General features: G+C 70.6%; 15 protein-coding genes and 3 pseudogenes. 9 read left to right on the top strand and 9 right to left on the bottom strand.

Features of this window, described 5'->3' with window-relative positions; translation table 11 throughout:
* Positions 1-105: 105 nt before the first annotated feature.
* A pseudogene (locus tag ABZ865_RS21200) lies at positions 106-956 on the bottom strand (N-acetylmuramoyl-L-alanine amidase).
* 129 nt (positions 957-1,085) lie between these two features.
* Here ABZ865_RS21200 and ABZ865_RS21195 point away from each other — a divergent pair.
* The 4 genes from ABZ865_RS21195 (at position 1,086) to ABZ865_RS21180 (ending at position 6,956) form a co-directional block, all read left to right on the top strand.
* Positions 1,086-1,844, top strand: coding sequence for a TIGR03089 family protein (locus tag ABZ865_RS21195; protein ID WP_361232201.1), 759 nt, complete (start codon positions 1,086-1,088; stop codon positions 1,842-1,844).
* Positions 1,845-1,967: 123 nt separating this feature from the next.
* The gene (locus ABZ865_RS21190; RefSeq protein WP_361232198.1) at positions 1,968-3,185 is read left to right on the top strand and encodes an LCP family protein; all 1,218 of its coding nucleotides are present in this window, start codon (positions 1,968-1,970) and stop codon (positions 3,183-3,185) included.
* A gap of 232 nt (positions 3,186-3,417) precedes the next feature.
* Complete coding sequence (locus tag ABZ865_RS21185; RefSeq protein WP_361232195.1) at positions 3,418-5,181, top strand: LCP family protein; 1,764 nt, start codon at positions 3,418-3,420, stop codon at positions 5,179-5,181.
* An 80-nt stretch (positions 5,182-5,261) separates the two neighbouring features.
* Positions 5,262-6,956, top strand: coding sequence for an LCP family protein (locus ABZ865_RS21180; RefSeq protein ID WP_361232192.1), 1,695 nt, complete (start codon positions 5,262-5,264; stop codon positions 6,954-6,956).
* A gap of 65 nt (positions 6,957-7,021) precedes the next feature.
* On the opposite strand, the gene ABZ865_RS21175 is transcribed toward ABZ865_RS21180, so the two are convergent.
* Positions 7,022-8,062: a glycosyltransferase family 2 protein gene (locus ABZ865_RS21175; RefSeq protein ID WP_361232190.1), complete on the bottom strand. Its 1,041-nt coding sequence runs from the start codon at positions 8,060-8,062 to the stop codon at positions 7,022-7,024.
* A gap of 256 nt (positions 8,063-8,318) precedes the next feature.
* Here ABZ865_RS21175 and ABZ865_RS21170 point away from each other — a divergent pair, with 256 nt between their 5' ends.
* A complete protein-coding gene (locus ABZ865_RS21170; protein WP_361232187.1) occupies positions 8,319-9,710 on the top strand; it encodes an LCP family protein in 1,392 nt (463 codons plus the stop codon).
* Between the two features lie 70 nt (positions 9,711-9,780).
* Here the strand turns inward: ABZ865_RS21170 and ABZ865_RS21165 are convergent, their stop codons facing one another.
* Positions 9,781-10,356, bottom strand: coding sequence for an acyl-CoA thioesterase (locus tag ABZ865_RS21165; RefSeq protein ID WP_361232184.1), 576 nt, complete (start codon positions 10,354-10,356; stop codon positions 9,781-9,783).
* 92 nt (positions 10,357-10,448) lie between these two features.
* Between ABZ865_RS21165 and ABZ865_RS21160 the strand changes: the two genes are divergently transcribed.
* The gene (locus ABZ865_RS21160) at positions 10,449-11,771 is read left to right on the top strand and encodes an LCP family protein (protein WP_361232181.1); all 1,323 of its coding nucleotides are present in this window, start codon (positions 10,449-10,451) and stop codon (positions 11,769-11,771) included.
* Between the two features lie 73 nt (positions 11,772-11,844).
* Here ABZ865_RS21160 and ABZ865_RS21155 read toward each other — a convergent pair whose 3' ends face one another.
* The 3 genes from ABZ865_RS21155 to ABZ865_RS21145 all read right to left on the bottom strand — a co-directional run bounded on the left by ABZ865_RS21155 (position 11,845) and on the right by ABZ865_RS21145 (position 14,858).
* Positions 11,845-12,189 (bottom strand): hypothetical protein, encoded by a 345-nt coding sequence (locus ABZ865_RS21155; protein ID WP_361232178.1) that lies wholly within the window; start codon positions 12,187-12,189, stop codon positions 11,845-11,847.
* A 985-nt stretch (positions 12,190-13,174) separates the two neighbouring features.
* A complete protein-coding gene (locus ABZ865_RS21150) occupies positions 13,175-13,537 on the bottom strand; it encodes a four-helix bundle copper-binding protein (RefSeq protein ID WP_361232175.1) in 363 nt (120 codons plus the stop codon).
* Positions 13,538-13,700: 163 nt separating this feature from the next.
* Positions 13,701-14,858, bottom strand: coding sequence for an acyl-CoA dehydrogenase (locus ABZ865_RS21145; protein ID WP_361232173.1), 1,158 nt, complete (start codon positions 14,856-14,858; stop codon positions 13,701-13,703).
* 180 nt (positions 14,859-15,038) lie between these two features.
* On the opposite strand from ABZ865_RS21145, the gene ABZ865_RS21140 reads away from it, so the two are divergent.
* Positions 15,039-16,382 (top strand): UDP-glucose/GDP-mannose dehydrogenase family protein, encoded by a 1,344-nt coding sequence (locus ABZ865_RS21140; protein ID WP_361232170.1) that lies wholly within the window; start codon positions 15,039-15,041, stop codon positions 16,380-16,382.
* A 168-nt stretch (positions 16,383-16,550) separates the two neighbouring features.
* On the opposite strand, the pseudogene ABZ865_RS21135 reads toward ABZ865_RS21140, so the two are convergent.
* Positions 16,551-16,811 (bottom strand): annotated as a pseudogene (locus tag ABZ865_RS21135) (CGNR zinc finger domain-containing protein); the annotation flags it as partial.
* An 8-nt stretch (positions 16,812-16,819) separates the two neighbouring features.
* Between ABZ865_RS21135 and ABZ865_RS21130 the strand changes: the two are divergent.
* A complete protein-coding gene (locus ABZ865_RS21130) occupies positions 16,820-17,059 on the top strand; it encodes a VOC family protein (RefSeq protein ID WP_361232167.1) in 240 nt (79 codons plus the stop codon).
* A gap of 20 nt (positions 17,060-17,079) precedes the next feature.
* Entirely contained in the window at positions 17,080-17,475 is a 396-nt protein-coding gene (locus ABZ865_RS21125; RefSeq protein WP_361232164.1) for a VOC family protein, read from the top strand.
* A gap of 57 nt (positions 17,476-17,532) precedes the next feature.
* On the opposite strand, the gene ABZ865_RS21120 is transcribed toward ABZ865_RS21125, so the two are convergent.
* Together ABZ865_RS21120 and ABZ865_RS21115 are read right to left on the bottom strand one after the other, a co-directional pair.
* Positions 17,533-18,648 (bottom strand): dipeptidase, encoded by a 1,116-nt coding sequence (locus tag ABZ865_RS21120; RefSeq protein WP_361232162.1) that lies wholly within the window; start codon positions 18,646-18,648, stop codon positions 17,533-17,535.
* Between the two features lie 156 nt (positions 18,649-18,804).
* Positions 18,805-18,908 (bottom strand): annotated as a pseudogene (locus tag ABZ865_RS21115) (type II toxin-antitoxin system YoeB family toxin); the annotation flags it as partial.
* Positions 18,909-18,996: the final 88 nt, after the last annotated feature.

The raw sequence follows: 18,996 nt of genomic DNA, 5'->3' as shown, positions 1-18,996 counted from the left end.
ACCCGTCGCCCCGACGGCAGTGAACGTGCTCCCCCGGCCGCCGGATCGCACAAGACCCGAGACCCGAGACCCGAGACCCTCCAAGCCGCCCAAGTCCCCCGGGCCTCAGCGCCCCTGATACTTGGCCGCGCTGGAACGGGCCGAACCGAGCTTGGCGTAGAGCCGCTTGCTCGGGCAGTCGGTGGCATACCCGTCCCGATGGCCGGAGATCACGTTCAGTCGTACGTTCTTCCCCTTTGGGTAGAGATTGCCACCTCCCGAGGTCAGATATGTCTTTCCGCGCGGATCGGCGCCGAAGAGGCCGAGCTTCCACTCGGTGAGCCGGGTACGGCCTTCACCGCGGCGCCGGCCGGCTTGGTGGAGCCGAAGCTGCCGATCACGGCGATGCCCATGCTGTTGTTGTTGAACCCGAGGGTGTGGGCGCCCAGGACGGCCTTCGCCACGCCGCCGGCCCGGCCCTCGTAGATGGTTCCGCACTTGTCGACGAGGAAGTTGTAGCCGATGTCCCGCCAGCCCATGCTCTTGACGTGGTAGCGGTAGATACCGCGGATGACGGAGGGGGCCTGGGAGCAGCTGTCGGCACCTGGCCCGTGAGCAGGCCCAGTTCCTGCTCGGTGGCCCACCTGCCCAGCTCGGGGATCTCGACGGCGCCGAAGGACCTGGACCGTGCCGTGCAGCTCTCTGTCCGCGTCGTCCCAGACCACACCGACCAGCGAGAAGTGCCGTACGCCGACGCGGAAGAGGCCCTGTTCCTGGGCGGCGCCGAGGACTCGGTCGCGGGAGAGGGGGACGAGGGGCAGCGACTGCGTGCTGCCACCGACCGCGCCCTCGGCCGCCCGGCCCGGGGTGGCCGTCCGCTCCACTCGCGCGGGTGCTGCCGCCGCAGGCGCGGCCGACGGGAGTGCGAGTGCGGCCGCGCAGGTGACGCCGATCGAGGACGTGAGGAGTCCACGCATGCTCACGACCCTGGACATAGTCATTTAAATCTGTCCATCAGGGAACTGACGGGCCGTCGGGAACCGTTCCCCCGAACCGGTGGCCCCGCCGCTCCGTGACCGCACCCGCCCCGGCGTACCCTTGCGCGGGTGAATGCCACCGATCGCACCCCTGCCGACCTGCTGCGTTCCGCGCTCGCCGCGGACCCCGGCCGCCCCCTGGTGACCTTCTACGACGACGCCACGGGGGAACGCGTCGAACTGTCCGTGGCCACCGTCGCCAATTGGGTGGCCAAGACCGCCAATCTCCTCCAGGGCGAGCTGTCCGCCGGCCCCGGCGACCGGGTCGCACTGCTGCTGCCCGCGCACTGGCAGACGGCGGTCTGGCTGCTCGCGTGCGCGTCCGTGGGCACGGTGGCGGACGTCGCCGGGGACCCGGCGGCCGCCGATGTCGTCGTCAGCGGGCCGGACTCGCTGGAGGCGGCGCGGGCGTGCCGCGGGGAGCGGGTCGCGCTGGCGCTGCGGCCGCTGGGCGGGCGGTTCCCGGGGGGTCCTCCGGAGGGGTTCGTCGACTACGCGGTGGAGGTGCCGAGCCAGGGGGACCGGTTCGCACCCTTCGCTCCGGTGGATCCGGAGGAGCCGGCGCTGATCGTCGCCGGGGCGGAGTTCAGCGGGGCCGAGGTCGTGGAGCGGGCCGTGGCGGACGCGCCGTCGCTGGATCTGACGGGGCCCGGATCGAGGTTGCTGTCGGGGCTGCCGTACGACACGTGGGAAGGGCTCAGCGCGGGGCTGTACGCGCCGCTGGCCGCCGGGGGGTCCGTGGTGCTGTGCCGGAACCTGGACCGGCTGGACGAGGAAGGGCTCGCCAAGCGGATCGAGAGTGAGCGGGTGAGCTCGCTGCGCCGCTGAGAGGGCGCTCCTGCGACGTCACCACTGCCACCCACATGGAGTAATACAGGGCGCCTCCGATCCCCCTCGCGGCCATGGTCGTAAGAGCAGGACGTGACCTCGTACGCCGTGAGGGGGACGCAGGTGAACGACACCGCCGGCCAGTCCCCCGGCCAGTCCCCAGGTCAGCCTCCTGGCCGGCCCCTCACTCCCGGTCCCGGCTCCTCCGCGACCGGGCCGGGGCTCATACGGCGGCGTCGGCGGCGGTGGGCCGAGAGGGCGGCGCTGGGGATGATCGTGCTGCTCGTGGCGGCCACCGGGGCTGGCTGGGCCGTCTACGCCAAGCTCAGCGGGAACATCACCCCCGATGAGCGGGCGGCCCGGGAACTCGCCCGCTACGAGCGGGAGCGGCCCACGGCGCTGGTGCGGGGCGCGCAGAACATCCTGCTGATCGGGTCCGACACGCGGGCCGGGGACGGCAACGCCCAGTACGGACGGGATCTGGGCAGCGAGCGGTCCGACACGACGATCCTGCTGCATCTGGCCGCGAACCGGAGCAGTGTCACCGCCGTGTCGCTGCCCCGGGACCTGATGGTGGACATCCCCCGGTGCCTGCGGGCGGACGGCAGCCGGAGCGAGCCCGCGTTCGCGATGTTCAACCACGCCTTCCAGGTGGGCGGTTCGGCGTGCACGATCCGCACGGTCGAGAAGCTGACGAACATCCGGATCGACCATCACATGGTGGTCGACTTCAGCGGGTTCAAGGACATGGTGGACGCCGTCGACGGCGTGCAGGTGTGCTTGAAGGAACCGATCGACGACAAGGCGGCCCGGCTGAAGCTGCCCGCGGGCCGGGTGACCCTCGACGGGGAGCAGGCGCTCGGGTACGTGCGCGCCCGCAAGTCGCTCGGGAACGGCAGCGACACCGAGCGGATGGAGCGGCAGCAGCGCTTCCTCGGCGCACTGGTCGACAAGGTGCGGAGCAACGACGTCCTGCTGAATCCGGTGAAGCTGTATCCGGTGCTGGACGCGGCGACGTCCTCGCTCACCACGGATCCGGAACTGGCAAGTCTGCGCGGTTTGTACCAGTTGGCGCGCGGACTGCGCGATGTCCCCACCGAACATGTGCAGTTCCTGACGGTGCCGCGGGAGTCGTACGTCTACGACGCCAATCGCGATCAACTCGTGGAGCCGGCCGCGGAGAAACTGTTCGCGCGGCTGCGGGCGGACCAGCCGGTGGCCGTGTCGAAGGACATTTCGCAGGAATTCACCGAAGAAGCCCCACCGGGAGGCCCCGGCGGCGACCCCTCCCCGGCGCCGACGTTCCGCGGGAACACCGCCGCCGAGCACAGTTGCGAGTAATGGGCACACCAAATCGGCGAACTTCAGTTCAGAAGAATGCGGTGGATTGCCCGGTTGTAGGGACATGGAATTTGTCACCAGCGTCGCTCGACGCTGAACTGGGCGGATAGTGTGAGCGATCCGGTGCACCCGGCCGCGAGGTCCCACCTGGGGTCGTGCACTGATTCACCGAGACCCGAGCGCCTTTGAGGGGGAAGGCGCCGCGTGGCCCCGACGGAGGATTCGGACAACCGTGGACGCGCAAGGCCGTGGGCGGGCGGACAACATCGATCCCGCAGACCAGTGGGTGCTCAATCCGAACACCGGCGAATACGAACTGCGACTGAGCCCTTCCGCACCGCAGTCGTCGGTGCCAGGCCCCCGGAGACCGAGGCCCCGTGAAAACGGCGGTGTGCCGCGCTCCCGCAACGGCGGCCCGGGCCCCCGGGAGCCGCGGGAGCCGCGCGCGCCCCGGCAGGAGCACGCGGAGGTGCCCGCGCAGCGCCGCGCCCGCCGCACCGAGCCGGAGCCGCCGCAGGGGCGGCGCAGCCGGCGTCCGGTGAAGAAGAAGTCGACGGCGAAGAAGGCGCTGGCGTGGACCGGTGGCGGCCTGGCGTTCGTCCTGGTCGCCGTCGGCACCGCCGGCTACCTCTACCTCAAGCACCTGGAGGGCAACGTCACCGCCGTGGACGTCGGTGACGCGGCCAAGAACGGCTTCAGCAAGGACGACGCCTTCAACATCCTGATCATCGGTACCGACAAGCGGACCGGCAAGGGCAACGAGGGCTACGGCGACAAGGGCAGCGTCGGGCACGCGGACACCAACATCCTGCTGCACGTCTCCAAGGACCGGACGAACGCGACCGCGCTGAGCATCCCGCGCGACCTGATCGTCGATGTGCCGGACTGCGAGATCGTCCAGCCCGACGACACCAAGAAGGTCATCCCCGGCTCCGACGGGGTGCGCTTCAACACGAGCCTGGGCCAGGAGGGCCGGAACCCCGGCTGCACCATGAACACCGTGAAGGCGGTCACCGGCATTCAGCCCGACCACTTCATGATGGTCGACTTCAACGCGGTGAAGACGCTGACGACGGCGGTGGGCGGCGTCGACGTGTGCCTCGCGCACGCTGTCAACGACAAGGACTCGCACCTGAACCTGCCCGCCGGCCCGCACAAGATCGAGGGCGAGCAGGCGCTGGCGTTCGTCCGCACCCGGCACGCCTGGGGCAACAAGGGCGACCTGGACCGCATCAAGGTGCAGCAGAAGTTCATGGGCTCGCTGATGCGCAAGATGTCCTCCAGCGACACCCTCACCAGCCCGACCAAGCTGCTGCACCTGGCGGAGGCGGCCACCAAGGCGCTCACCGTCGACAAGGGCATCAACAAGGTGGGCACGCTCAAGGACATCGCGCTGGAACTGAAGAAGGTGCCACCGAAGAACATCTCCTTCGTGACGGTGCCCGTGCTCGACAACCCGGCCGACGGCGTCGTCCACAAGACGGTCATCGTCAACCCGAACACCGCCCCCGCGGTCTTCGACGCCATCAAGAACGACGTCTCCTTCACCGAGGTCAAGAAGAAGGAGAAGGCGGCCAAGGACGCCCAGGCCGCCCGCCTCAAGGGCAGCAGGTCCGCGCCCTCCGAGGTGCGGGTGCGGATCCTCAACGGCGGTGCCAAGTCCGGCAGCGCGCAGGAGACGCTGAACTGGATGCAGACCGAGAAGGGCGTGCTCAAGTCGGAGAACGCGGGCAACGCCCCGGCGGAACTGGCCAAGACCACCCTCGAGTACGCGCCCGACCAGGCGTCCCAGGCGCGGGAGCTGGCCGCGCTCATGGGCCTGCCCGGCTCGGCGCTGAAGCCCGGCAAGAGCGTGCTCAACGCGCAGGGGCTGCCGGCGATGACACTGACTCTGGGCAAGGACTTCAAGGGTGCGGGCGTCTCCCTCACCGCGCCGACGAAGGCCCCGAAGGTCGACGGCCAGTCCACGGCGGACAAGGTCGAGTGCGCCTCGTAGGTAACCCAACGGGTCCGTCGTGCGTCTAACCGGGCGCGGGACGGACCCGCTGCACCGGCGCAGGGTGGGGAGGCACGGAGTTGTCGCAGAGCGATGTACGGGGGAAGGCTCCTGCGGTCGAGAACACGACGTCGATCGATCCGACGTCGACCGACGCAACATCGACCGGTCCGCGGGCCGCTGACGCGCCGGACGGATCCGCCGGGCGGCACGGCGGCGCACATCGCGGGGGCGGACGTCGCGGAGGCGGCGGCAGGACCGACCGACGGCACCGCAGGCGGCGCGTGCTGCGCTGGTCGGCCATCGTCCTCGCGGTGGTGATACTGGGCACGGCAGGCGCCGGCTACCTGTACTACCAGCACCTCAACAGCAACATCCAGAAGGGGCAGCGGGCCAACGGCGACGACTCCAAGGCCCACCGGACCCGGCCGAACGCGGCCGGTCAGACGCCGCTGAACATCCTGCTGATCGGCTCCGACAGCCGTAACTCCGACGAGAACGTGAAGCTCGGCGGCAGCAAGGACAACCGGGGCAACCCGCCGCTCGGCGACGTGCAGATGCTCATCCACCTCTCCGCGGACCGCCAGAGCGCCGCCATGGTGAGCATCCCCCGGGACACCCGGGTCCCCATCCCCGAGTGCAAGGACCCCGACACCGGGCACGTCTACCCGGCGACCAACGACATCATCAACACCTCGCTGGCCCGCGGCGGAGCCGGCTGCACGCTGCTCACCTGGGAGAACCTGACCGGGGTCTACATCGACCACTGGATGACGATCGACTTCGCGGGCGTGGTGCGGATGGCGGACGCCATCGGCGGCGTCGACGTCTGCGTGAACCAGAACGTGTGGGACCGCTCGACGGCCGCCCAACGCGGCGGCTCCGGGCTGAAGCTGACCGCGGGACACCACAAGGTCAAGCACATCCAGGCCCTGCAGTGGCTGCGCACCCGGCACGCCTGGGGCAGCGACCTGATGCGGGCCCGCGCCCAGCACATGTACCTGAACTCGATGGTCCGCACGCTGAAGCACCAGAACGTCTTCACCGACTCGGGCCGGCTGATGGACCTGGCCGAGGCGGCCACAAAGTCCCTGAAGGTGTCCGAGGAGATCGGCACGGTCAAGAAGCTCTACGACCTCGGCATGGAGATGAAGTCGGTGCCGTCGGACCGCATCACGTCGGTCACCATGCCCAACGTCCCCGACCCGCAGAACCGGGAGCACGTCGTACCGGAGAAGGCCGGCGCCGACCGGATATGGCAGATGCTCCGCGACGACGTGTCGTTCGACAAGAACGGCAGGTCGGCGGGGGCGAAGAAGGCCTCGGACACGGCCCAGCCGACGAAGACCCCGTCGCTCGACCCGGCCCGGCTCGGGGTGCTGGTGCAGAACGCCACGCAGTCCTCCACACAGGCCGCCGTCGGGGGCCGGGCACGCACGATCGGCCAGGTGCTCGCGGAGAAGGGGTACAGCAGGGCCACGGCCGACACCACGGCGGCGACGGCCGCGGACGAGACGGTGGTGCGCTACCCGAGCGCCGACCTGGAGGGCGACGCGCAGGCCGTCGCCAAGGCGCTGGGGATCCCGCTGAACCACGTGGAGAGGTCGACCGACGTGTCGGGCGTCACGGTCCTCGTCGGCGCCGACTGGCGCACGGGGACGACGTACCCGAAGAAGTCCGCCCCGAAGGCCGGCGACCTGCCCGGCAACTCCGACGCCATCAACGGCTCGGACGACTCCCAGTGCATGGACGTGTACAAGCCCTACCAGTGGTAGGCGGCTGAGCATGTGAAAGGGGGCCCCTCCTCGGCTGGAGGGGCCCCCTTCACATGCTCACCGGGTCACACGCGTTCGGCGGGGGGTTCGAGGACCGCCGGGCGCCGAGAGGCGATCACGCGCTTCGCCAGGGACCTGGGGCTGGTCAGGAAGCCCCAGCCCCACGACATGTGCATGGTCGCCAGGGCGACCGGGATCCGCAGCCGGGCGCTCAGCGGCAGGCCCTTGCCCGCGGGGACGGAACCGAGGGCGATCGCCGCGAGGTAGCCGCCGGGGATCACGAAGGCCAGCGGGGTCACCAGCGCGCCCACCAGCAGGCCCGCCGCTATCACGCAGACCGCCGTCGGCGGGGCGAGGTAGCGCAGGTTGATGGAGCCCTCGTGGTAGCGGGCCACCACATGGCGCCAGCGGCCGTAGTCCTTGTACTGCTTGGCGAGCGCCTTCACGCTCGGCCGCGGCCGGTACGAGACCCTCAGCTCGGGCGAGAACCAGATCAGCCCGCCGGCCTCGCGGATGCGGAAGTTCAGCTCCCAGTCCTGGGCGCGGATGAACTCCTCGTTGTAGCCGCCCTGCTGTTCCAGGGCCTCGCGGCGGAAGACGCCGAGGTAGACCGTCTCGGCGGGGCCGGCCTGGCCGCCGGTGTGGAAGGCCGCGTTGCCGACGCCGATCTTCGAGGTCATGGCGGCGGCGACCGCGTGCTCCCAGTCGTTCTCGCCCTCGGCGTGCATGATGCCGCCGACGTTCTGCGCGCCGGTCTCCTCCAGGAGGCGTACGGCGGTCGCGATGTAGTTCGGCGAGAGCATGCCGTGGCCGTCGACACGGACCACGATGGGGTGCCGGGACGCCTTGATCGCCGCGTTCAGCGCGGCGGGGGTGCGGCCGGTCGGGTTCGGGACGGTGTGCACGCGGGGGTCTTCGGCCACGAGCTCGGCGGCGATCTCGTCCGTGCGGTCCGTGGACGGACCGAGGGCGATCACGACCTCCATCTCGCCGGCGTACTCCTGCGCGAGGATCGCTTGGACGGCCCCGCGCAGATGCCGCTCCTCGTTGAGGACGGGCATGATCACAGACACGGCGGGGAGTCGCACGTCGGGCTTGGCGTTCATAGGGGGCTCACGTTACCGCGAACGGGGGACACCGGTGCGCGCCGCCGGGGCTGAGACGCGGGCTGGAGATCCTATCGGCCTACGGTGCACACAAATCCCACGTACGGCCGCAGCCCGGAGGTGTCCCTTGCCCAGCCCGCCTCGGTCCCCCGCCCGGCCGCAGCGCCGACCGCAACCGGTTCGCCGTGTGCCACGGCCGCCCCAGCGGCCGGTGAGAGCCGGGCGGCCCAGGCGGCCCAGGCGGCCCCGCTGGGCCATGCGCGCGCTGACCACGCTGTCCGTGGTGGTGCTCGCCGCCGCCGGGATCGGCCACGCGGTGGTCGCCGGACTGGACACGGGCATCGCCAGGGTCGACGCCTTCAAGGACATGAAGAACCGGCCCCAGGGCAGCCACGGCATGAACGTCCTGCTGGTCGGCACCGACGGCCGCGACCGGATCAGCGAGGCGGAGCGGCGCGCGTACCGGCTGGGCGGCGCGCCCTGCCACTGCACCGACACGATCATGATCGTGCACATCTCGGAGGACCTGGACCGGGCGAGCGTGGTGAGCCTGCCCCGGGACTCGTACGCCGAGGTGCCCGCGCACGTCGACGAGAACAGCGGGCAGCAGCACGGCCCGCACCCCATCAAGCTCAACGCGGCCTACGCGGAGGGCGGCCCCCAGCTGACCGTGCGCACGGTCGAGAACATGACCCACGTGAAGATCGACCACTATCTGGAGGTCGACTTCACCAGCTTCATGAAGACGGTCGACGTGCTCGGCGGCGTCCAGATCTGCACGCCGACCCCGATGAAGGACTCGTACACCGGGCTCGACCTCGCGCCCGGCACCCACCTCCTGAAGGGCGGGCAGGCGCTGCAGTACGTCCGTGCCCGGCATGTGGACGGGGCGAGCGACCTGGGCCGGATGAAGCGGCAGCAGCGGTTCCTGGCCGCGCTGATCGAGCGGGCCACCTCCTCCGGGGTGCTGCTCAACCCGATGCGGTTCCGGGACGTGACGCGGGCGGTGCTGGGCTCGGTGCGGGCCGACGAGGGCTTCGGCACGGACGAGCTGCTCGACCTCGGCCGGGCCATGCGGAACTTCTCCCCCTCCTCCTCGGAGTTCACCACCGTGCCCATCGGGCAGATGAACTACCAGGTCAAGGGCATCGGCTCGACCCTGAAGTGGGACCCGGTCAAGGCGGACCGGCTGTTCACGTCGCTGCGCGACGACAAGCCACTCGCCATGGACCGCCCGAAGCAGGGGCCTGCGGCGGCACCGGTCGAGGTCGACCCGCGGCAGATCCGGGTCCAGGTGGAGAACGGCACCGAGACCGCCGGACTGGCCAAACGGCTCGACGCCGCGCTCGCGGCGACCGGCTTCGCCACCACCCACCGGCCGGTCACCGCGAAGGAGCAGGGGGCCGCGCACACGGTGATCTCCTACGACCCCCGCTGGGACCGCTCCGCCCGCTCCCTCGCCGCCGCCCTCCCCGGCAGCGAGCTGCACCCGGTGAAGGGCCGGGGCCCCCTGCTGAAGGTCACCGTCGGCGCCGACTTCCAGGACACGGGCAAGGTCCGCAGAGTCAAGGCCCATGACACGGCCCAGACGGACCAGGGCGTGGTCCGGGGCAACGAGGTGGTCTGCTCGGGAGCGCAGGGGGCGTAGGGGGACGGCCAGGACGCGTAGGGGGACGGCCAGGACGCGTGGGGCGTAGCCGGGGAGGTGGTGGGAGGTCTTAGTCCTCGAAGCCCTCGGCGGCGCGCTTCTCGCGCAGTTCGCGGATGGCGCGGCGGCGGGCCAGCCGGTGGGTGCGGCGGATCTGGGCCTCCTGGTAGCGGCGCCGGTCGCGGTCGGTCTCCGGTATCACCGGCGGCACCACGCGCGGCTTGCCGTCGGCGTCCACGGCCGCGAAGACCAGGTAGGCCGAGCCGACCTGGGTGGCGGGTGTCGACTCGTTCCAGCGCTCGGCGAGGACCTTCACGCCGACCTCCATCGAGGTCCGGCCGGTCCAGTTGACCTGCGCCTTCACATGGACCAGGTCGCCGACGCGGATCGGCTCCAGGAACGCCATCTCGTCCATGGACGCGGTGACGGCGGGCCCGCCCGAGTGCCGGCCGGCCACCGCGCCCGCGGCGTCGTCGACCAGCTTCATGATCACCCCGCCGTGCACCGTCCCCAGCAGGTTGGTGTCGTTGTGGGTCATGATGTGGCTGAGGGTGGTGCGGGAAGCCGAGGTGGGCTTGCCCGCGATGTCCGGATCCGCGTCCGGGGCCAGGTCTGTCATGGCCTCTACCTTATGCCGAAGCGACATTCACGGAATTTGTGTCGGGTTCGCAACAGCGGCGCTCTTATTTTCCGACATCCCTTGTAAGCCACATGGCGGCGCCCTGCACACTGGGGCGCATGAATGACTGGCCCGAGGGATGGTCCGACGACAACCGCGGCCCGCGCTACGGACGCGGCAGCGCCGGCGCGCAGCCGGAAGGCGCCCGCGTGATGCGTCATGTGCAGCGCGGCCCGGTGCCGCCCGGACAGCGCGGATACGGCGCCCCCGGGCCGTCGGCGCCGCAGTACAACGCCGGAGTGCCGCAGCAGCCGTCGTACACCGACGGCCAGGGGTACGACGAGTACGGCGACTACGACAGCGGCTACAACACGGGCCAGGTCTACGGCGGCGGCCACGGCGGGGGCGGCGGCTTCGTCCCCAACGACAACGACGCCGACCCGGAGATGCAGCGCTACCGTCCGCGCCCGAACTGGCGGCGGCGGATCAAGTGGACCGCGATCACGCTGGCCGGTGTGCTCATCGTCACGTCGGTGGCGACCTACTTCTGGGCCGACTCCAAGCTGCGCCGCGAGGTCGACCTGTCGAAGGTCATCGACCGGCCGGAGTCCGGTGCGGGCACGAACTACCTGATCGTCGGCTCGGACAGCCGCGAGGGCATGTCCAAGGCGGACGAGAAGAAGCTGCACACCGGTGGCGCCGAGGGCAAGCGCACCGACTCGATGATGATCCTGCACGTCGGCGACAACGGGGACACCCTGATCTCGCTGCCGCGTGACTCGAACGTCACGATCCCGAAGTTCCAGGGCTCGGAGTCCGGCAAGATCAAGGGCCCGCTCGGCCCGAACAAGCTGAACGCGGCGTACGCGTTCGACGGCCCGACGCTCCTGGTCCGCACGATCGAGTACAACACCGGCCTGCACATCGACCACTACGTGGAGATCGGCTTCCAGGGCTTCGCGAACATCGTGGACGCGGTCGGCGGCGTCGACATCACCATCGACCAGGCCTTCAAGGACAAGTGGTCCGGCGCCGACTTCAAGGCCGGCAAGCAGACCCTGAACGGCCAGCAGGCCCTCGCCTTCGTCCGCACCCGGCACGCCTTCGCGACCAGCGACCTCCAGCGCACCAAGAACCAGCAGAAGTTCCTGTCCGCGCTGGCCCACCAGGTGGCGACCCCGTCGACCGTCCTGAACCCCTTCAAGTTCTACCCGGTCATGGGGGCGGGCCTGGACTCCCTGATAGTCGACAAGGACATGAGCCTGTGGGACCTGGCGTCCATGTTCTGGGCGATGAAGGGCGTCAGCGGCGGTGACGGCAAGTCCATGAACATGCCGATCTCCGGCTCCACCGGCGGCAACCTCGTCTGGGACAAGGCGAAGGTGAAGACGCTGGTGAACGAGCTGAACAACGACGAGAAGGTCACTGTCAGCGGCAACTGAGGCAGCTCGACGACGGCGAAGGGGCGCCGACCGTGCGGTCGGCGCCCCTTCGCCATGGGCCGAGGACGCCCGTTTACGGCGCCTGCCACTCCGCCTGGAGCTGCGGGGCCAGACGCTGCGCCCCGTTGAACTGGAGAGAGGAGGCGTTGAGTCCGGTGGTCTGGAAGGCGTGGAGGGTGATCCGGTCACCGGCCTTCAGGGGGAGGATCGTGGACACCTCTTGTGACACGGCTCCGGCGAAGCCGCTCACACCGTTGGTGTCCTGCACGTCGTCAGCGACGGGGCCACCATTGACCTCGATCGCGAGTTCGCGCTCGCCCTCCACGTTCGGCGTGAACTGCCACAGCAGCCTCGACTTGAGCAGGTAGCGGCCCGGGGTGCTGACCACCAGAGACGAGTCCGACGGATCGAACATCATGTTCGTGGCGTACACGACGGTGTCGAAAGCGATTTGGGTGTCGGTGCCGGTCGGAACGTCCTGCGTGGGTCCGGCGAGGCTCGCACCGACATTGACCGTGGGCCCGGGGGCTCCGGTTGAACCCGTCGCACCCGTGGCACCCGTGGCCCCCAGATCGCCCTTCGGACCCGTCGGACCCGTAGAACCGGTCGCCCCCAGATCACCCTTCGGACCCGTCGGACCCGTAGAACCGGTCGCCCCCAGATCACCCTTCGGACCCGTCGGACCCGTAGAACCGGTCGCCCCCAGATCGCCCTTCGGACCCGTCGGACCCGTAGCACCGGTCGCCCCCAGATCACCCTTCGGACCGGTCGGACCCGTAAGACCGGTCGCCCCCGGATCACCCTTCGGACCGGTCGGACCCGTAGCACCCGTAGGACCGGTCGCCCCCGTCTTGCATTCGTCGCCACCGTTGCCCGGCAACCGCGCAAGGGCCCTGTGGCCCGGCTTGCACTCGTCACCCCCGCCGTGCCCGCGGACCGATACGCTCGCATGTCGACTCACGCTCTGCGTCGCCGCCACGGCGGGGCTGACCACCCCGGCCGCGAGAACCAGCGCGAGCGACGCGAGCGCGCTGCCGCTCATCCACGGGCCTCGACGGGGCAGTGGTCCCAGCCGGGACGCCGTCCTGCGCTCAGGACTCATGTACATGCTCCTCGTGTCCACCGGCTCGGGGATTCCCCCGAGCCCGAGAGGAGCTTGATCCGGCAGCGCGGGCGATCCCGCGAGACGCGACCGGAGCACGGATATTAGCGATCAATCGGACGAACCCGTGCGCCTGAACGGGGCAGCGACTGCCGGGCCCTGCGCACAGACGTGCGACCGCCGGCTGTGCGCCCGCGGTCGCAGTCTGGGCGTTGGTCAGCCGGTCAGGGGAGGTTCCGCTCTCATGCGGTCAAGGGCACCCGTGCGGGTGCCCTTGAGCCGTTCGGGCGTCCGTCGGTGGTCACATCCGGGCGGCCGCCATCGCCCGGCACGTCTCGGAGGCGCGGCGACACGCCTCCGCACAGCGCATCAGCTGTGGGTCGTCGGGCATCGCCATACACGCCTCGGCGCACATGTCACAGGCCTTGGCGCACATCGCGCACATCTCCTGGGACATGGGCGAGCGGCGCATCATCATGTCGGCGCACATGCGGGTCATTTCGGAGCAGTCCATGAGCGCGCGCATGACCTGCATCTGGGCCTGCCCGCCCATCTGCATGCAGGCGCTCATGGTCTCCTCGCAGATGCTGTGGCAGTTCATGCACGCGTCGACGCAATCCTGCATCTGCTTGGTCATCGCGGGCATCGTCGAAGGCTGGGCCATGGCTCCTCCTCGGAGCGGGGGACCCGGGGCGGGCCCCGTGTGCTTCCGTCCTACGCCAGCCGGACACCGCCCGCATGTGACCGACCGGTCGGGAGGCGTACCCGGAAAGACGGGAAGGCGCCCCGCAGGACGCCTTCCCGGAAACGCTTGGCCCGTTGGCTGCTTACGGCAGGTTGCGGGCCATGACGATCCGCTGGACCTGGTTGGTGCCCTCGTAGATCTGGGTGATCTTGGCGTCGCGCATCATGCGCTCGACCGGGTAGTCGCGGGTGTAGCCGTAGCCGCCGAGGAGCTGGACGGCGTCGGTGGTGACCTCCATGGCGACGTCCGAGGCGAAGCACTTGGCGGCGGCGCCCTGGAAGGTGAGGTCGCTGTCGCCGCGCTCCGAGGCGGCGGCGGCCTGGTAGGTCAGGGCGCGGGCGGCGGCGATCTTCATGGCCATGTCGGCGAGCATGAACTGGATGCCCTGGAAGTCGCCGATCGGCTTGCCGAACTGCTTGCGCTCCTGGACGTAGCCCTTGGCGTAGTCGAGGGCGCCCTGGGCGACGCCGAGGGCCTGGGCCGCGATGGTGATGCGGGTGTGGTCCAGGGTCTTCATGGCGGTGGCGAAGCCGGTGCCCTCCTCGCCGATCATGCGGTCGGCGGGGATGCGGACGTTGTCGAAGTAGACCTCGCGGGTCGGGGAGCCCTTGATGCCGAGCTTCTTCTCCGGGGCACCGAAGGAGACGCCCTCGTCAGACTTCTCGACGACGAAGGCCGAGATGCCCTTGGAGCGCTTCTCCGGGTCGGTCACGGCCATCACCGTGTAGTACTCGGAGACGCCCGCGTTGGTGATCCAGCGCTTGACGCCGTTGAGGATCCAGTGGTCGCCGTCGCGGACCGCGCGGGTCTTCATGCCGGCCGCGTCCGAGCCCGCCTCCGGCTCGGAGAGGCAGTAGGAGAACATGCCCTCGCCCTTGGCGAGCGGGGTCATGTACTTCTTCTTCAGCTCCTCGGAGCCGGAGAGGATCACCGGCAGGGAGCCCAGCTTGTTCACGGCGGGGATGAGGGAGGAGGACACGCAGGCGCGGGCCACCTCCTCGATCACGATGACCGTGGCGAGCGCGTCGGCGCCGGCGCCGCCGTACTCCTCGGGGACGTGCACGGCGTGCAGGTCGTTGGCCACGAGGGCGTCCAGGGCCTCCTGCGGGAAGCGGGCCTCCTCGTCCACCGCGGCGGCGAACGGCGCGATCTTCGCCTCCACCAGCGAGCGGACGGCGTCACGGAGCATGTCGTGCTCTTCGGACGGGCGGTACAGGTCGAATTCAGCCGAGCCGGCCAAGGTCTCTCACGCTCCAAAGACGCTGTGATAGTGACGCTAATTACCGTTAAGTAACCCAAATTTTAGTGGGCGGCCCGGAGGACGCCTACGTGAGCTACGCGACAGCGGGGAAATTCCCCGGTGGGCGGCCCGACTATGCTCGGCTCCGCATCACCGACGTACCCGATCTGGAGCACATCCATGAGCCTGAAGATCACCGTGATCGGCACCGGCTATCTGGGCGCCACGCATGCAGCGGCCATGGCCGAGCTGGGCTTCGAGGTGCTCGGTCTCGATGTCGTGCCCGAGAAGATCGCCATGCTGGAGCGCGGCGAGACCCCGATGTACGAGCCGGGGCTCGACGAGCTGCTGCGCCGGCACGTCGCGGGCATCGAGGGGTCCTCGGGGCGGCTGCGCTTCACCACCGACTTCGCCGAGGTCGCGGCCTTCGGTGACGTCCACTTCGTCTGCGTGAACACTCCGCAGAAGCACGGCGAGTACGCCTGCGACATGTCGTACGTCGACTCCGCCATCGCCTCGCTCGCCCCGCATCTGCACGGCCCGGCGCTGGTCGTCGGCAAGTCGACCGTGCCGGTCGGCTCGGCCGAGCGCCTTGCCGCCTTCCTCGCCGAGCACGCGCCGGCAGGCGCGGACGCCGAGCTGGCCTGGAACCCGGAGTTCCTGCGCGAGGGGTTCGCCGTCCAGGACACCCTGCACCCGGACCGGATCGTGGCCGGTGTGCGCAGCGAGCGTGCCGAGAAGCTGCTGCGGGAGGTGTACGCCACGCCGATCGGCGAGGGCACGCCGTTCGTGGTGACCGACTTCCCGACCGCCGAGCTGGTGAAGACGGCCGCGAACTCCTTCCTCGCCACCAAGATCTCCTTCATCAACGCGATGGCTGAGGTGTGCGAGGCGGGCGGCGGTGACGTGGCGCGGCTGGCGGAGGCCATCGGGTACGACGACCGGATCGGCAGCAAGTTCCTGCGCGCCGGCATCGGCTTCGGCGGCGGCTGTCTGCCGAAGGACATCCGGGCGTTCATGGCCCGGGCCGGTGAGCTGGGCGCGGACCAGGCGCTGACCTTCCTGCGGGAGATCGACTCCATCAACATGCGCCGGCGCGGCCAGATGGTGGAGATGGCCCGCGAGGCGCTCGGGGGCGGTTCGTTCCTGGGCAAGCGGGTCGCGGTGCTGGGCGCCACCTTCAAGCCCGACTCGGACGACGTCCGTGACTCGCCCGCGCTGAACGTGGCCGGGCAGATACACCTCCAGGGCGGCCAGGTGACCGTGTACGACCCCAAGGGCATGGACAACGCCCGCAAGGTCTTCCCGACGCTGGGCTACGCCGGCTCGGCGCTGGAGGCGGTCCGGGGCGCCGACGTGGTCCTGCACCTCACCGAGTGGCGGGAGTTCCGCGAGCTGGACCCGGCGGCGCTGGGCGAGGCCGTGGCGGCCCGGGTGATCCTGGACGGGCGCAACGCCCTCGACCCGGAGCAGTGGCGCCGGGCCGGCTGGACGTACCGGGCGATGGGCCGCCCGACGGCGTAGCACGTCACCACGCTGCACCACACTTCACCGGCGACGCCGGTTCGGCCGAGGCTCAGTCGGCCGAACCGGCGTCTTCCCGCATTCTGCACCAACGGACATATCCGTGGCCGATGAAGTCCCCGCGCCTTACCGCTCCTTGCACATCCGTGCCCGATGAGGTCCCGCGCCTTACCGCTCCTTGGCCCGGTACCGGCGCATCTTCGCGCGCGACCCGCACACCTGCATCGAGCACCAGCGTCCGCGTCCGGCGGGGCTGCGGTCGTAGTACGCCCAGTGGCAGGTCTCGGCCTCGCAGGCCTTCAGCCGGTTCCAGGTCCCGGCGACCAGCGCCTCGGCGACCGCGGCGGCGACACGGGAGAGCAGGGGACCGCTGTCGGCGGGGGCGAGGGCCGCTGAGCCGTCGTGGTCGTCGACGGCGACGTACAGGGGGGGCGCGGGTGGTCCCCGGAGGGCAGGCACTCGCCTTCCAGCGGGCGGACGGGTTCGTGCCGCCGACGTGGCCCGCGCCGGACGCCTCGCAGCAGTTCCACCTGGACCTGGCCGTGGCGGACCTGGACGCCGCCGAGCAGGGCGTCCTCGATCTCGGTGCGAAGCCGCTGGACGCGGCGGACCGCTCCCGCACCTGGCGTGTGTACGCCGACCCGGCGGGGCATCCGTTCTGTCTGTGCGCATGCTGAGAAAGGACAGGGAGGACACCATGGCGCCCGTCGCCCGATTCCGTTCCGTCGTGCTCGACTGCCCCGACCCGCCCGCGCTGGCCGCCTTCTACGCGGCCGTCGCGGGAGGCACCCTTCGCTCCGAGGACGACGACTGGGTCGTTCTGCAGGTACCGGACGGGCCCCGGATCGCCTTCCAGCGGGCCGAGGGGTACGTCCCGCCCGAGTGGCCCCGGGCGGACCGGAACTCGCAGCAGTTCCACCTCGACCTCGACGCGGGGTCCACCTGGGAGGAGGTGGACGCGGCGGAGAAGAGGGTGCTGGAGCTGGGTGCGCGGCTGCTGCGGCGGGAGGCCGACCCCGTGGAGGAGGACTACCGGGTGTTCGCCGATCCCGCGGGACACCCGTTCTGCCTCTGCCGGATCGACCACTCCTGAGGCTCGGCCGTCCGGCTCCACTGCTGAGGCCCGGCCGTCCGGCTCCGCGCCCGAGGCTCAGCCGTCCAGCTCCGCGATGCTCGCCGTGGACGGCACCCGGCGCTGTTGTGCGGCCTTCGCCGTGAAGTCGGCGCTGCGCAGGACCCGCTGGACGTTTCCCCAGGTCAGCAGGGACAGCTCGGTCTCGGACCAGCCGCGGCGGAGCAGTTCCGCGACGAGGTGGGGGTAGCGGGAGGCGTCGGCGAGGTCGTCGGGGTGGGTGGCGCCGGAGTCGTAGGTGCCGGACAGCCCGACGCACTCGGGGCCGGCGACCGCCCGGACGTGGCCGAGGTGGTCGGCGACGTCCTGGACGGTGGGGCCGGTCTGCTCGGCGGTGAGCGGCACCATGCACAGGCCCTTGGCCCGGCCCAGCTCGGCGAGCAGGGCGTCGGGCAGGTTGGCGGGGTGCGGGCGCAGGGCGCGGGCGGCGGAGCGGGTGCACAGCACGGGGGTCCTGGAGACGGCGACGGTCCGGCCGACGGTGGCCTCGGAGGCGCCGGAGAGGTCGGCGAGCACGCCGAGCCGGTTCATCTCCCGGACGACCTCCTCGCCGAACCGGGTCAGCCCCGCCTCGCCCGCCCAGGCGGTGCCGGTCAGGGTGAGCACGCGCAGGCCGAGGCTGTGCAGGACGCGCAGGACGGCCAGGGAGTCGTCGAGCGCGCCGGCCTGGGCGGGGCCGAGGACGACGGCGGCGCGGCCGCAGTTGCGGGCGTCGATGATCTGCCCGGCGGTGGTCGCCAGCCGCAGGCCCTCGGGGTGGGCGTCGACGACCGAGCGGGCCAGGTCGAGCTGTTCCAGGGTCGCGGCCACCGCGCGGCCGCCGCCCGCCGGCTCAGGCCGGTGCAGTGACCAGAACAAGACGCCCACGTGGCCCTCGCGCAGCCGCGGCAGATCGGTGTCGACGGCCGCCTCGCCCTGCTCCAGGTCGTACCGGCTCAGATGGCGCAGGGCCCACGGGAGCCCGCTGTAGCCATCGGCGACGGGGTGCTCGGCGAGCAGGGCGTGGGCGCGCTCCAGTGCCTCGTCCCGGGCGCCGCCGTCGTCGTGCGGCCCGGCCGGGAAGGGGTCGTACGGCACGCCGCCGATCTCGCCGACCTCGGGCTTGGCGGACATGTCGTTCTGGAGGTCGGCCATGGGCGGGCTCCGTACGTCGTCGTGAGCTACGTCGTGTCGTGGCTGGCGTACGGCCACGGTCGCACGGAGCGGACGGATCCTTCCTGGCGAGCGGGGCGTTCGGGGGTACGGCCGAACGCCCTGGTCGGAGCCAACGCCATGGCCGGATCCGCGCCGTCAGTCGTGATAGTGGTAGCGGGCCTTGAGGATCTTCACTTCCTTGTCGTCCGCCCGGTACACCAGTCGCACGTGCCGGTCCGCATCAGCTCCAACCGACGACTACGAGTCATGGCAGGAGACGGTGTACCTCGGTCATCTGCCATCACCCTCTCTACGGTCGTACCAGAAAGCGGTACCGCGTCAGTACGA

Origin of the sequence: Streptomyces sp. NPDC047085, assembly GCF_040643735.1 — a bacterium.
Taxonomy (GTDB): domain Bacteria; phylum Actinomycetota; class Actinomycetes; order Streptomycetales; family Streptomycetaceae; genus Streptomyces.
This window is presented reverse-complemented; position numbering and strand designations above follow the sequence as displayed.